The following is a 14212-nucleotide window of genomic DNA, read 5'->3' on the forward strand; positions in this document are numbered from 1 at the left end:
CGCTCGGCTGGCTCCGCCGGCCAGCGCCTCTTCACTTCGAACTTGCAGCCAACACATCCATGAAACGCTCTACCACAATCGCTCGTACGTCCCTGCTGTTCGCTGCGCTGCTGTCCGCCTTCGCAAGCGGCGCAGCGCAGGCGCGCACCTTCCGTGTCGCCGACGTGCATGGCGACACCTATCCGACCAACATGGCCGTCAAGTTCATGGGCGAGGAAATCAAGAAGGCCACCGACGGCAAGGATTCCGTCAAGGTCTTCGGCAACAGCGCGCTGGGGTCAGAGAAAGACACCATCGATCAGGTGCGCATCGGTGCGATCGACATGGTGCGTGCCAACGGCGCTGCCTTCAACGAGATCGTCCCGGAGTCGGTCATCCCCTCGTTGCCGTTCCTGTTCCGCGATATCGAGCACTTCCGCAAGGTGATGTACGGCCCGGTCGGCCAGAAGATTCTCGATGCATTTGCCGCCAAGGGCTTCATCGCGCTGACGTTCTACGAGAGCGGTGCACGCTCGATCTACGCCAAAAAGGCCATCCATACGCCGGCCGACATGAAGGGCGTGAAGATCCGGGTGCAGCCGTCGGACCTGATGGTGGACGAGATCAAGGCCATGGGGGGCACACCCACGCCGATGCCGTTCAGCGAGGTCTACACCGGCCTGAAGACGGGCCTGGTGGATGCGGCGGAAAACAACATCCCGTCGTATGAGGAAACCAAGCACTTTGAAGTCGCGCAGATCTACTCCGAAACGCAGCATGCGATGACGCCGGAAGTGCTCGTCTTCTCCAAAAAGATTTGGGACACGCTCACGCCGCAGGAGCAAGCCGCCATCCGCAAGGCTGCCGCCGACTCCGTGCCGTACTACGTCAAGCTGTGGACCGCTCGCGAGCAGGCCGCCACGGCAACCGTGACCAAGGGCAACGCCACCATCGTGCCGGCTTCGCAGGTAGACCGTGCCGCCTTCGTCAAGGCCATGCAGCCCCTCTGGACGAAGTACGAAACCACGCCGCAGATGAAGGACATCGTCAACGCGATCGTGGCGACCAAGTAAGCCTGCATCCTCCCCTCAAGCGCGGGGCCTGCGCCCATCCCGTGGGCTCCGCGCCGGGCAGGCGGCCGATGTACGTCGTTGCAGGAACCGGCCTCCGCCTGCCCACCTCCGATACCGCGTTCCCCTTCCAGGTTCAGCATGCAATCGATGTCTTTACTCAAACGCATCAACGATGCGTTTGCGCTCGTGCTCACGCTCGTGGCGGCGCTATGCCTGGCCACGCTGACCGTGCTCGTCTTCTACGGCGTGGTGATGCGCTACGTCTTCAACAACGCGCCGGATTTTGTTGAACCCATCGCCCTGCTCATGGTGGTGGCCATCGCCATGTTCGGGGCCGCGCTCAAGGTGCGCGAAGGCGGCCATATCGGCCTGGACTCCTTTGTTGAACGACTTCCCGCAGGCGGCAAGCGCGCCGCGCACTTGCTGCAGAAGCTGTGCCTGATCGCCTTTGCCGTGGTGATCTTCATCGGCTGCTTCGACATGGCCGAAACCACGTTCGGAGACCGCATCCCCATCCTCGGGCTGCCGGAAGCGGTTCGTTATTGGATTCCCATCGTGGCGAGTGTCGCCATCGCCCTGTTCGCCCTCGAACGCCTGATCGGGCTGTTCGCGCAAGACGCACGTTAAGTCACCATGGACCTCGCCATTCTCTCCGTCAGTTTTCTGGCGTTTCTCATGCTGGGCGTACCGGTGTCGTTCGCGCTCGGCCTGTCATGCGTGCTGACGTATCTGCACGAAGGTCTGCCGGCGGCCACCGCCATGCAGTCGATGATCTCCGGCATGAACGCATTCTCGTTCCTGGCCGTGCCGTTCTTCATCCTGTCGGGCGAGCTGATGCTGCACGGCGGCATTGCAGACCGCATCCTGCGCTTCGCGCAATCGCTGGTGGGGCACTTCCGCGGTGGCCTGGGCATGGCAAACGTGGTGGCCTGCACGCTGTTCGGCGGCGTCTCGGGCTCGCCCACCGCAGACACGTCCGCCATGGGCGGCGTGGTGATTCCGCTGATGAAGCGCGAAGGTTACAGCGCAGCCTACGCCGTGAACGTGACCACGCATGCCTCGCTGGCCGGCGCGCTCATGCCGACCTCCACCAACATGATCATCTACGCCTTTGCGGCGCAGGGCATCGTGGGCTCGCTCAACGGCCAGCAGGTAAGCGGCGTGTCGATTGGCGACCTGCTGTTCTCGGGGCTGCTGCCGGTGCTGTGGGTCATGGGCTTCGTGCTGATTGCCGCCTACTGGCAAGCGAAGCGCTACGGATTCCCGCGCCGTGCCGACGGCTCGACCGAGCTGCCGCCCTTTCCCGGCTGGCTTGCCGTTGCACGCGCCTTTGTGGGCGCGGTACCGGGCCTGATGGTGATCGCGCTGATCCTGGTGTGCGTGGCCATGGGTATTGCCACCGCCACCGAAGCCGCCGCCATCGCGGTTGCGTATTCCCTGTGCCTCACGGTGCTGGTCTATCGCTCCATGACGTGGACCAAGTTCCGCCGCGCCCTGGCCCATGCCGCCAAGACCACGGGCGTGGTGCTGTTGCTGATTGCCGTATCGAACATGCTGCGCTTTCAGATGGCCTACCTCGAGATCCCGGACGCCATCGAGCAGATGCTCACGCAGACCAGCGCCGCACCGTGGCTGATGCTGCTCTACATCAATATCCTGCAGGTGTTCCTGGGCACGTTCGTCGACATGGCGGCGCACATCCTGATCACCACGCCCCTGTTCCTGCCCATGGCCATGCATTGCGGCGTCGGCCCGGTGCAGTTCGGGATCATGCTCCTGCTCAACTGCTCGCTGGGGCTGGTGCATCCGCCCATCGGCTCGGTGCAGTTTGTCGGCTGCGCCATCGGTGAGGTCTCGATCGGCGAGACCACCAAGATCGCGTGGCCCTACTACCTCGCCATCTTCACCGCCATCAACGTGGTGACCTACATGCCGTTCTTCTCGACCTGGCTGCCGAGCGTGATCAACGGACACCCGGTGTTCTGAGGCCGTCCCAACGAATAACCAACATGCAGCCACGGCTGCGACATCAAGGAAGGAGTCGTCATGAAGCGCCAATTAGCAATCGCAGCAGCGATCGCGCTCACGGGGGGCGTGACCGGATCGGCGTACGCGCAGAGCAGCGTCACGCTGTACGGCAACATCGACGTGTCGATCGGGTACCAGAGCAACCAGACCTCGGTCGGCTCGACATCGAACGGCCACTCGGTCGTCAAGCAGAACAGCGGCATCTGGTCGGGCAGCCGCTTCGGCTTCAAGGGCAACGAAGAGCTGGGCGGCGGCAACAGCGCGCAGTTCGTGCTCGAAGAAGGCTTTAACGGCGACACGGGCTCCCAATCGGTCTCGGGGCTGATGTTCAACCGCCAGGCCTTCGTGGGGCTGGCCAACCGCGACCTGGGCACCGTCACGCTGGGCCGTCAGTACACGGCGTATTTTTCGATCCTCGCCCCGTACAGCCCGATCACCTGGCTGACCGGCTTCTACGGCGCGCACCCAGGCGATATCGACTCCCTCGACACCAACTACCGCGTCAACAACTCGGTGGTTTACACCTCGCCCACGCTGGGCGGCGTGACCTTCAGCGGCTCGTACGGCCTGGGCGAAACGCCGGGCAGCGCGGGCAACGGCTCGACCTGGAGCTTTGCTGCGCGCTACGCCAATGGCCCGGTCGGCGTGGGCGCGGGTTTCATGCGCGTGAACAACTCGACGGTGGGCGGCGGTGCATGGGGCGCGAACTCATCGCTGTCCAACGGCGGCAGCGAACCTGCCGTGTCCGCCATCAATGCGGGCTACCAGCTGGCGGCTGCGCAACAGCGCTTTGCCGTGTTGGGTTCTTACACCTTCTCGCCGGCATGGGACGTGTCGGTGTCGTATACCAACGTGCAGTACATCCCGGGCGTGAACTCCAAGTTCGCCAGCCAGGCGATCTTCAATACCGGCGGCGCAGTGCTGCACTACAAGGCCACGCCGACGCTCGACCTGGCTGCGGGCTATTCGTATACGCGCGCCACCAAGGCCAACGGCATTGCCGATGCAGCGACGTATCACCAGTTCAACCTGTCGCAGTACTACAGCCTCTCGAAGCGCACGGGCCTGTACGTTCTGGAGGCGTATCAGAAGGCAAAGGGTAAGACGATCTCGCCCACCGGCAGCATCATCGATGCCACGGCGTCGATCGGCGACGGCCAGAACGGCGCACCTTCGGCAACGGGGTCGCAGTTGGCGGTGGCTGTGGGCATGATTCACCGGTTCTGACCGATTGACGCGCCCGGCACGGTGTCGGCTTCGATGCTGTGCCGGGTTCGCCTCAGTTCAAGCGCGCGGACTTTGCCGCTATCATGATGCCCGCGCCGCCTTTGGCCTGTGACCGCATCGACAATCCCAGGCACCGCCGTTGCAATCCCATCCTCTCCCACCCGAACTCGTTGCGAGCTGTATGACTTCGCGCCCTTTCCCCTCGTCACCTGAGGACGAGGCCACCATGACCGCCTCTCGACGCGTGTATCTCAGTCTGCGCGAGCGGATCGTCGAGATGGAGTTGCTGCCCGGAACGCGCATCGTCGAGAAGGATCTCGCAGAGGAATTCGGTACCAGCCGCACGCCTGTGCACGAAGCCGTCCAGCGGTTGGCGGAGGAAGGCTTGATCGACGTGCAGGCGCGCGTCGGGACATTCGTGTCGCGCATCCCGCTCAACACGCTGGAAGAAGCCATGCTGGTGCGCGGCGCGCTGGAAGTCGCCATCATCGAGAAGGCCGCAGAGCGCATGACGCCCGAAGGCATCCACAAGCTCAATGTTGTGCTGGAGCGGCAGGCGCAATGCGTGCGCGAGAGCAACCGGCGCGGTTTCTTCCGCACCGACGAAGCGTTTCACGCCACGCTGGCCGAGCTGTCGGGCTACCCCGGCGTCTGGCAGATCATCCTGGAAGTCAAAACGCAGATCGACCGCTATCGCTTGCTGACCCTCCCCTTGGAGGGCCGCATGACCGAGGTGCTGGCCGAGCACCGCGCCGTGATCGACGCTCTCGCGTCCAACGACCCGAAGCGGGCTGTTCGCGCCATGCGCGAGCATCTGGACCACGTACTGCCGGTGCTGGAAATCACGCGCCGGCTGCGGCCCGAATACTTCACCGTTTAAGCTCGGCGCCCGCGCCCGTGCATCGGCCGGCAGATACGGGGCGGCGGCGCCCCACTTGATGGTGTTTCGCGCCGCCCAGGCAATTCAAATCGACAGGCAGAGCTTGCCGAAATGCTTGCCAGCCGCCTGATGCGCAAACGCATCGGCAATGTCCTCCAGCGCAAACGTCTGATCGATCACCGGCTTGATGCCGGTTGCATCGATCGCGCGGACCATGTCGCGCTGGTGGCGCCGGCTGCCGACAATCAAGCCCTGCAGCGTCTGGTGCCGTCGCATCAGCTCGACGGTCGGCACCGGCCCGGCAATACCGGTGAGCACGCCGATCAGGGCGATATGTCCGCCGGTGCGGCATGCCTGGATGGATTGGCCCAGCGTGTCGGGCCCGCCCACTTCGATCACGTTGTCGACGCCCCGGCCATTCGTGTACTCCAGCACTTTGGCCGCCCAGTCGGTATCACGCCGGTAGTTGATCGTGAAATCGGCGCCCAATGCCTGCGCCCGCGCGAGTTTGTCGTCGGAGGACGAGGTTGCAATCACGGTTGCGCCCATGCTCTTGGCAAATTGCAGCGCAAAGATGGACACGCCGCCCGTGCCGAGCACGAGCACGGTATCGCCCGCCTTCAGGCGCGCGTCGACCACCAGCGCCCGCCATGCGGTGAGCCCCGCCGTCGTCAGCGTCGCCGCCTCGGCATGGCTGTAGCCGCGTGGGGCATGCGTGAACCAATGCGCCGGGCGCACGACGTATTCGCGCGCATAGCCGTCAACGCCGTCGCCGGGTACGGTCGCAAAATCGGAGAGTGTCGGGCCGCCATCCAGCCATGTCGGGAAGAACGTCGACACGACCGAATCGCCCACCGCAAACTCGTCCACGCCCTCGCCGACCGCCTCCACCACCCCGGCGCCGTCGGACATCGGGATGCGGCCGTCGGCGCTGGGCATGCGTCCGGTCACCACACCCAGATCATGAAAGTTGAGCGAGCTGGCATGCACACGCACGCGGATTTCTCCGGCGCCCGGCTGGCCGGGGTCGGGCAGATCAACGAGGTGAAGTTTGTCGAGACCAGCAGGCTGGCGCAGGGTAATGGCTTTCATGAGCACGACATCCTTAATGGAAAGGTTGCGAAAAGGCAGCGCCGCGCAACTTGCAGCGATACCGCATTGCAGGCATTGTCAGGGCCTACCATCTGCATCGCAAGAACGTACAATTTTCACAGGTACTATCATTTTTGTAGGTATAAAACCATGCGTCTGAAACGTCTGGACGGCAAGAGCGGCTGCGCCGTCGAAGTCACGCTTTCCGTGATTGGTGGGGTCTGGAAGCCCGTGATCCTGTTCCACCTGTTACCCGGGAAGAAGCGCTTCATGGAGTTGACGCGGCTGATTCCGAATGCCACGCAGCGCATGCTGACGCTGCAATTGCGCGAACTCGAAGCGGACGGTGTCATCGCCCGGCACGTCTATCCGCAGGTGCCGCCCAAGGTCGAATATGCGCTCACCCCGCTTGGCGAATCGCTCGCGCCGGTGCTGATCAGCCTGCGCGAATGGGGTGAGTCGTATCGCGCGAGTGAGATATTCCGCGAGCCGACCGAAGTGCCGGAATGCGCGCATGGCGAGGCAATGGCGAATTGAAGTCACACGAGGGCTGCCAAAAAGAAGGCCCCGCTTTCCTCCCCCCACGTCGCAGTTACATGCAGTTACATCTTCTCAGTCGCAGCGTGTCGATTTCGCCCACCCTTCATCCGACGTGCAAGTAGAGGCGCAAACATCTTGCGAAGCCTCTCACCCAACCGAACCAAGGAGAAACACCATGCGATTCATGATCCTGCGACTGGCCGACCAAGACACCGAAGCCTCGGTGATGCCCAGCGAAGAGTTGCTGACCGCCATGGGCAAGTACATGGAAGAGCTGGCCAAGGCGGGCGTGCTGCTCGGCGGCGAAGGCCTGCACCCCAGTTCGCGCGGCGCACGCGTGGAATTCAAGGGCGGCAAGCCGACGGTGATCGATGGCCCGTTTGCCGAAGCCAAGGAGCTGATCGCCGGCTACACCATGCTGCAGGTCAAGTCGGAAGAAGAAGCGCTCGAGTGGGTCAAGCGCTGGCCGGCGCTGGATGGCGGCGGCAATGTGCGCCTCGAAATCCGGCGCGTGTTTGAAGCGGAAGATTTTGGTGCGGAGTTCACGCCGGAAGCGCGCGAGCGCGAAGAACGCCTGCGCGCCGAACTGGCCGCCAAGCAGCAATAAGGGCCGTCGGCATGGCCGGTTCGACGCAGGATGCGCTCGCCGTCCACCGCACGATTGACGCGGTGTGGCGCATGGAATCGGCCAGGATCATCGCCGGGCTTGCGCGCCTGCTGCGCGACGTAGGCCTGGCAGAAGAGCTGGCGCAGGACGCGATGGTCGCGGCGCTGGAGCAATGGCCCGTATCGGGTATCCCAGACAACCCGGCCGCGTGGCTCACGGCCGCCGCCAAACACCGCGCTATTGACCGGCTGCGCCATCACACGCTGGCGGAGCAGAAGCATGCGCTGCTCGCCATCGAGTTGGAGATCGAACAGGAGCTGGCCCAGGCCGATGCCGAAATGGCGCGCGACGAGGCCATCAGCGACGATCTGCTGCGGCTGGTCTTCATCTCTTGCCATCCGGTGCTGCCGCACGAAGGCCGTGTGGCCCTGACGCTGCGACTGCTTGGCGGGCTCACCACGGACGAGATCGCCCGCGCCTTCCTGGTGCCGGAGCCCACGGTGGCGCAGCGCATCGTGCGTGCGAAAAAGACGCTGGCCGCCGCGCGCGTGCCCTTCGAGCTGCCCGATGCGGATACGTTGCCCGAGCGGCTTTCAGCGGTGCTGCAGGTGATCTATCTCGTCTTCAACGAAGGCTATGCCGCCACCGCTGGCAACGACTGGACGCGCCCCACGCTATGCGAAGAAGCGCAGCGGCTGGGCCGCATCCTTGCCGGCCTCATGCCGGGCGAGCCCGAAGTGCATGGACTGCTCGCGCTGATGGAGCTGCAGGCCTCGCGCCTGCGTGCGCGTGTGGGTCCCGGCGGCCGCCCCATCCTGCTGATGGAGCAAGACCGCAGCCGCTGGGATTACCTGCTCATCCAGCGTGGCTTTGCCGCGCTGGCACAGGCTGAAGCCTGCGGGCGAGGGCTCGGCCCGTATGGGCTGCAGGCCGCCATTGCGGCATGCCATGCAAGCGCACGCACCGCTGAGCACACCGACTGGACGCGCATTGCCGCGCTGTACGACGCGCTCGCGCAACTCACGCCCTCTCCCGTCGTCGAGCTGAACCGCGCCGTTGCGGTGGCGATGGCGTATGGGCCGCAAGCGGGCCTCGAAATCGTCGATACGCTGCTGGCCGAACCGGCGCTGCGCAGCTATCACCTGTTGCCCAGCGTGCGCGCCGATTTTCTTGCACGCCTCAACCGCATGGACGAGGCACGCGTGGAGTACGAGCGTGCTGCTGCACTCACGCACAATCGGCAGGAGCGTGCGCTGCTCCTCGAGCGCGCAGCCGGGTGCACTACCCGCAGCTGACGCTGTCGATCATCAGATCATCACCTTCGACCTGCACGTCGATCGTGATGCTTTGGAAGCAACGCTCCAGCAAATTGCGCGCTTGAAAGCATCCGGAATTCGTCTTTCGATATGACGATGCGCAATTGCGGAATGGCAACAACACGCCAACATCAAAGACTGAATTCAATTCTCTTTACAGCTCAGAGACTTAGCGTGAAACGCGAGCATTGAAATATAGATGCTCCGATTTCTACGTATGCCACTGCACATAGTGCAACGCAGAATGATTTGCATGCGCAGGACATGGCTCAAGGCCGCCCGCGCTCAGGCATTCATATCGTTCCGTCGATCGCGCAAGCGCAGAGGTACTCACAATGAGTCGCAAGTTCAAGGTCGTGGCCGTTTCGGGGAGCGTGCAGCGCCCCTCGCGCACACTCGTGCTGGTCGAGCAACTGCTGGCCGCCCTCGCCGAGGTTCTTCCCATCGATGTCCACCTGATCACGTCCGGGCGACATCGTTCCGCTGGCACGCTATTTCATCAACACCTACAGCAAGCGACTCGGCCACGCGCGCGCGACGCTCACACCGGCAGCCGAACGCCTGCTGACACAAAGCCCCTGGCACGGCAACGTGCGCGAACTTGAAAACGTCATTCATCGGACGCTCCTGCTGTGCGATGGAAACACCATCGATGCGCCCGACCTGAGGCTGTCGAGCCGCTCTGCCTGTGCCCAAGCTCAAACCGACACCGACCCACCCATTGCTCGCGCGACCGCGTCGACCACGCAACCTTCTGTGCCGTACAGCACAGACGAAGCTGACCTGCTATGCCAAGCGATCCAGCACCTCTGTAACGACAGCGTGGGGAATGTCTATCAACTGGTGGAAGATGCGCTGTTCCGGGAGGTTTTCCGGTACTGCCACTACAGTCAAAGCGACGCCGCACGCGTGCTGGGTGTAAGCCGCAACGTGGTGCGGGCCCGGCTGATTCGCCTGGGCGAGGTTGGCGCGCCGCGCACGTCACCTTTTGCCGCGAAGCCCGGGACACCGGCACACGAAGACGTGATGGGCACGTAGCTTGCTCGCCTGCGTAGGTTGCTTTTTGCGTTATCGATAGCCATCCCGCGTGAACAGTTCTTCGTCTTCTCTACTCAGCATCCAGGCGCTGCGGGGCTTCGCTGCGCTGTATGTCGTGGTGTACCACTCCGGGCTCGCCCTGGCCCATGCCGACATCCCTGCGCTTGCGTGGCTGACGTCGCATGTGATCAAGCGCGGGCATGTCGGTGTGGACGTGTTCTTCGTCATCAGCGGCTTCATCATTGCGTGGGTGGCCATCCTCGGCCCCAAGGGGCCCGAACCGGCCGACGAATTTCTCGTCAAGCGGGCGTTCCGCCTGGCGCCGCCCTACTGGCTGATGTCCGTGCTGTATTCCACGTGGTTCAACCCGGTGTCGGCCGGCGTACTGCTCACCTCGCTCGCGTTTGTGCCGCAGGCCAATGTCGATGCGCCGTACTTTGGATACCCGCCGCTGTATGTCGGCTGGTCGCTCAACTACGAAGTATTCTTCTACGCGCTGTGTGCGGTTGGGCTGGCGCTCTTTGGCCGGCGCGCGCTCGGGCTGGTGGCTCTGGCGCTGTTCACGACGACGATCATCGTTCCGTTCTGGCACAGCGGCGTCGTGCAGGGCAACCCGGAAGCCTTGTACCACTGGGCCACACCACTGCAGGCCATGGCAGCCAATCCGCTGGTGCTGGAGTTTCTGCTGGGCGCAGGATTGGCATGGCTGTATGCGGCACATCGGCATCGCCTGACACCGGCCGTTGCGCGTGTCCTGATGGCAATTGGCGTGGCAACGTTCGTGATGTCGGTCGTCGGCCCGGTCCCGAAGTTCGATCTGCTGGCGCGTGGGCTGCCCGCAGGCGCGTTGCTGTTCGGCATGGTGGCCATGGAGCACTGCGGCGAGCTGCGCGTGCCCCGCGTCGCAGTGTGGCTGGGTGAGCTGTCGTATGCACTCTATCTCGCGCACCCGGGCGTGATTGAAGCCACGCATCGCGTGGTGGGCAGGCTCGCACCGGAATGGATCGGCACCCAGCTGATGGTGTTTGCCGTCAACCTGGCGCTTACGCTGGCGCTGGCCGTGCTGGTGCATCGTTATGTCGAATTGCCGTCAATCGCCCTAGGCCGCCGTGCCGTCGAGTGGATGCGCTGCCGCCGGCACGCCTGGCGCATCCGCCTGAGCTCACAAAAGCCTTGAGCGGCGCATAACGTTTCCGGTTTTTATTCGTTCGCTGCGCGACGGGCGTCTCAGACAATGGCTGCCTCAGAAACAATCTGTCGCCCGCCATGTCCATCCCTTCTTCTTCGTCCCGCCGATCTGCCTTCGCTTCCATCGCGTTGGCCGCGGCCGCCGCGCTCACAGCAACGGTGGCCCATGCCGATGCCACGCTCGACAAGATCCAGCAGCGCAAGAAGATTGTGGTTGGCGTGGTGCTCTCGGGTGGACCTTTCGGCTCCATCGACCCCGTCACGCAACGCGGCACGGGCTTCAACGTCGACCTTGCACAGGCACTCGGGCGCGGCCTTGGCGTAGAAGTGGAGACGGTGCAGGTACAACCTTCTAACCGCGTGCAGTTTCTGCAGCAGGGGCGTGTTGACGTCCTGGTTGCGGCGATGGAACTGAACCCCGAACGCGCGGAGCTGCTCGCACATGTGCCGACGCCCTACTATCGCGTGGGCGGCGTCGCGCTGGTCGCGAAGGACAGCCCGGTGCACCAATGGAGCGACTTGAGAGGCAAGGACGTCTGCCTGTCGCAAGGCAGCAGCTATGCCAAGCCGCTGGCAGCTGACATCGGCGCGACGCCCAAGGGCTTCAAGAGCCCGGCCGAATCCTTGCTGGCCCTGCGCGGCAACAACTGCGCCGCCGCCGTGCACGACGCCACGCTGTTGCAGCCGCTGCCGCGCAGCAACCCCGAATGGAAGGACTACCGCATCGTCGGCCCCGACCTCATCCCTTCTCCCACCGTCATCTGGGCGCGCAAGGGCGAGAACGACACCGTGGCCGCACTCGACCGTATCGTGCAGGGCTGGCACCGCACCGGCTGGCTGATCGAAACGGAAAAGAAGAACGGCATCCTGCCGCCTTCGCCCGCGCTGGTCGAATGGCATGACAAGCTGAAGGCCACGCGCGGCTGATCGAGAGGCTGCAGTTGACTGACGATCTGCTCACGCGGGCGATTGCGCTGGTGCGCCACGCCGGCCTCGACTACGGCTTTCTGGCCGAGGCGTATGAGCGCCATGCGCTGCTGCAAGGCGCGAAGGTTTCGCTGCTGGTGATGCTGAGCACCGTGGTGTTGAGCCTGGTCTTTGGTGTCGGGCTTGCACGGCTGCTGGTGTCGCCGCACAAGCGCGTGAGATGGCTCGCTCAGGGCTTTATCGAACTGACGCGCAACACGCCCACGCTCGTGCAGTTGTGCTGCGCGTTCCTCGTCGTCAACACGCTCATCACGCAAACGCTGTCGCAGTGGCAGCTGACCAACCCGCTCACACCGTTCTTCTGGGCGGTGACATTGCTCTCCCTGCACAAGGCGGCTTTTCATGCAGAAGCCCTGCGTGCCGGCATTGAAGCCGTGCCACCCGCCATGCTGGAAGCTGCAACCTCGCTCGGCTTCAGCGCACGCGAGCGCCTGTGGCGCGTGCAACTGCCGCTGGCACTTCGCGCTGCATGGCCCTCGCTAATGAACAACACAGTCGAGCTGGTCAAGGCATCGTCGCTGGCATCGGCCATTGCGGTGGGCGACCTCACGTATAGCGCGCTGATGATCTGGACACAGCGCGACAACGTGCTCGAATGCATGGTGTTGTTGCTGTTGTTCTACGGCGTGGTGACCTATGCTGTGCATGCGCTGGGCGTGTGGATCGAAGGCCGGTTGCGGATGCCGGGGTACGGTGCCACCGGCCACACCACACTGGGGGGCGCCGCGCATGCCTGACACCCTTTTCGCCACGCTTTTGCATTGGTCACCCGCATTGCTTCGGGGGCTGGGCATCAACGTCGGCATCAGCTTGCTGGCCGTCGGGCTGGGCACTCTCGTCGGGCTGGCGATTGGCGCGCTGCACTTGTCGCCGGTGCGTGGGCTAAGACATCTCGCCGGCGTTTATGTCATCGCGTTCCGCAATGCGCCCTGGCTTGTGCTGGTCTACGGCATTGCGTATGCGGTGCCCTTCGAAATTGTCGTGCGCGGCCACGTGATCCCGTTTCCGGATTGGCTCAAGGTGACGTTCGCGCTGGCATTGCCGGCAAGTGCTCATGTGGCGGAAATCTTCCGTGGCGCAGTGCAGTCGATCCCGCAGACGCAGTGGGAAGCCGCTGCGTCGTTGGCATTTACGCGGCGGGACATCCTTTGGCGCATCGTGCTGCCGCAGTGCGTGCAGCGCATGCTGCCTTCGTGGATGAACCTGTATGCCGTCATCACCATGGGCACGGCCCTGGCGTCTCTGGTGGGCGTGCACGATCTGCTCGACACTGCCCAGATCGCCAGCAACACGGTCAACCGCACGCCGTTTACGGTGCTGACCTACTTCACCGTGCTCGCCTTGTTCTTCCTCTACTGCTACCCGATTTCGTGCCTGACCCGGCGCATGGAGCGCGCGCATGTCGCTGCCTGAACTTCTTCCTCTCGATACACCTACGCCGGTTCCCCCGCCGCTCGTCTCGCTACGCGACGTGCACCTGAGTTTCGGCATCACGCCGGTATTGTCGGGCATCGACCTCGACGTCCAGCGCGGGCAAGCCGTGTCCATCATCGGGCCGTCGGGCTCGGGCAAGTCAACGCTCCTGCGTTGCATCAGCGGCTTGCTCCGGCCGCAGCGCGGCAGCATCACCGTGGATGGCATCCGCGTCGACCAACTCGCCACCGAAGAAGACACCATTGCCCTGCGCAAGCGAATCGGTTTTGTGTTCCAGCAGTACAACCTGTTTCCGCACCTGAGCGTACTCGACAACCTGATCGCCGCACCCGTGCGCGTGCTCGGCAAGGCGCGCCCAGACGCTGAAGCCACCGCGCATGCGCTGCTCAAGAAAGTCGGCCTGGAAGGCAAGGCCCGCGCGCACCCCGGACAGCTCTCCGGCGGCCAGCAGCAGCGCGTTGCGATTGCCCGCGCGCTGGCCATGGAGCCGGAACTGATCCTGTTCGATGAAGTGACATCCGCCCTTGATCCGGAAACGGTTGGCGAAGTCCTCAACGTCATCGGCGAATTGGTCGACGACGGCCTGACCTGCGTCCTGGTCACGCACGAAATGGCCTTCGCGCGTGCCATCAGCGACGAGGTGGTGTTCACCGAGCACGGCGTCGTGGTGGAGCGCGGCCCGGCAGAACAGGTTTTTTCCTCCCCGACGAGCGAGCGCACACGTGCATTCCTGTCGCGCGCGCTATCGGGTCATGCGGGCGCGCGGCCGACTGTCCGCGCACCATGGCACGCCGCCTTCGCCAGCACGACGTTTGCCATCTGA

General features: G+C 63.9%; 15 protein-coding genes. 14 read left to right on the top strand and 1 reads right to left on the bottom strand.

Annotation, left to right across the window (positions count from 1 at the left end):
- The first annotated feature begins 59 nt into the window (after positions 1–59).
- The 5 genes from N5B55_RS21150 to N5B55_RS21170 all read left to right on the top strand — a co-directional run bounded on the left by N5B55_RS21150 (position 60) and on the right by N5B55_RS21170 (position 5187).
- A complete protein-coding gene (locus N5B55_RS21150; RefSeq protein ID WP_304539953.1) occupies positions 60–1052 on the top strand; it encodes a TRAP transporter substrate-binding protein in 993 nt (330 codons plus the stop codon).
- A 138-nt stretch (positions 1053–1190) separates the two neighbouring features.
- Entirely contained in the window at positions 1191–1679 is a 489-nt protein-coding gene (locus tag N5B55_RS21155; protein WP_304539954.1) for a TRAP transporter small permease, read from the top strand.
- Between the two features lie 6 nt (positions 1680–1685).
- Positions 1686–3038, top strand: a complete 1353-nt coding sequence (locus N5B55_RS21160; protein WP_116576250.1) for a TRAP transporter large permease — start codon at positions 1686–1688, stop codon at positions 3036–3038.
- Positions 3039–3098: 60 nt separating this feature from the next.
- Positions 3099–4307 carry a porin gene (locus tag N5B55_RS21165; RefSeq protein ID WP_304539955.1) on the top strand — a complete coding sequence of 403 codons (1209 nt, stop codon included), beginning with the start codon at positions 3099–3101 and terminating at the stop codon, positions 4305–4307.
- Positions 4308–4533: 226 nt separating this feature from the next.
- A complete protein-coding gene (locus N5B55_RS21170; RefSeq protein ID WP_009239832.1) occupies positions 4534–5187 on the top strand; it encodes a GntR family transcriptional regulator in 654 nt (217 codons plus the stop codon).
- An 84-nt stretch (positions 5188–5271) separates the two neighbouring features.
- On the opposite strand, the gene N5B55_RS21175 is transcribed toward N5B55_RS21170, so the two are convergent.
- Complete coding sequence (locus tag N5B55_RS21175) at positions 5272–6279, bottom strand: zinc-dependent alcohol dehydrogenase family protein (protein ID WP_178960849.1); 1008 nt, start codon at positions 6277–6279, stop codon at positions 5272–5274.
- Between the two features lie 150 nt (positions 6280–6429).
- On the opposite strand from N5B55_RS21175, the gene N5B55_RS21180 reads away from it, so the two are divergent.
- The 9 genes from N5B55_RS21180 to N5B55_RS21220 all read left to right on the top strand — a co-directional run bounded on the left by N5B55_RS21180 (position 6430) and on the right by N5B55_RS21220 (position 14212).
- The gene (locus N5B55_RS21180; RefSeq protein ID WP_065855475.1) at positions 6430–6816 is read left to right on the top strand and encodes a winged helix-turn-helix transcriptional regulator; all 387 of its coding nucleotides are present in this window, start codon (positions 6430–6432) and stop codon (positions 6814–6816) included.
- Positions 6817–6994: 178 nt separating this feature from the next.
- Complete coding sequence (locus N5B55_RS21185; protein WP_027680069.1) at positions 6995–7426, top strand: YciI family protein; 432 nt, start codon at positions 6995–6997, stop codon at positions 7424–7426.
- 11 nt (positions 7427–7437) lie between these two features.
- Positions 7438–8721 (top strand): RNA polymerase sigma factor, encoded by a 1284-nt coding sequence (locus N5B55_RS21190; RefSeq protein WP_304539956.1) that lies wholly within the window; start codon positions 7438–7440, stop codon positions 8719–8721.
- A 612-nt stretch (positions 8722–9333) separates the two neighbouring features.
- Complete coding sequence (locus N5B55_RS21195; RefSeq protein WP_304539957.1) at positions 9334–9780, top strand: hypothetical protein; 447 nt, start codon at positions 9334–9336, stop codon at positions 9778–9780.
- A 49-nt stretch (positions 9781–9829) separates the two neighbouring features.
- Positions 9830–10957: an acyltransferase family protein gene (locus N5B55_RS21200; protein ID WP_304539958.1), complete on the top strand. Its 1128-nt coding sequence runs from the start codon at positions 9830–9832 to the stop codon at positions 10955–10957.
- A gap of 89 nt (positions 10958–11046) precedes the next feature.
- Positions 11047–11895, top strand: coding sequence for a transporter substrate-binding domain-containing protein (locus N5B55_RS21205; RefSeq protein ID WP_304539959.1), 849 nt, complete (start codon positions 11047–11049; stop codon positions 11893–11895).
- Positions 11896–11909: 14 nt separating this feature from the next.
- Positions 11910–12692, top strand: coding sequence for an amino acid ABC transporter permease (locus tag N5B55_RS21210; protein ID WP_009239848.1), 783 nt, complete (start codon positions 11910–11912; stop codon positions 12690–12692).
- A complete protein-coding gene (locus N5B55_RS21215) occupies positions 12685–13368 on the top strand; it encodes an amino acid ABC transporter permease (protein WP_304539960.1) in 684 nt (227 codons plus the stop codon). The genes N5B55_RS21210 and N5B55_RS21215 overlap by 8 nt, the downstream gene beginning before the upstream one ends.
- Positions 13355–14212 carry an amino acid ABC transporter ATP-binding protein gene (locus N5B55_RS21220; RefSeq protein ID WP_304539961.1) on the top strand — a complete coding sequence of 286 codons (858 nt, stop codon included), beginning with the start codon at positions 13355–13357 and terminating at the stop codon, positions 14210–14212. Before N5B55_RS21215 ends, N5B55_RS21220 begins: the two co-directional genes overlap by 14 nt.

This window comes from Ralstonia pickettii, assembly GCF_030582395.1.
Classification (GTDB): Bacteria; Pseudomonadota; Gammaproteobacteria; order Burkholderiales; family Burkholderiaceae; genus Ralstonia; species Ralstonia pickettii_D.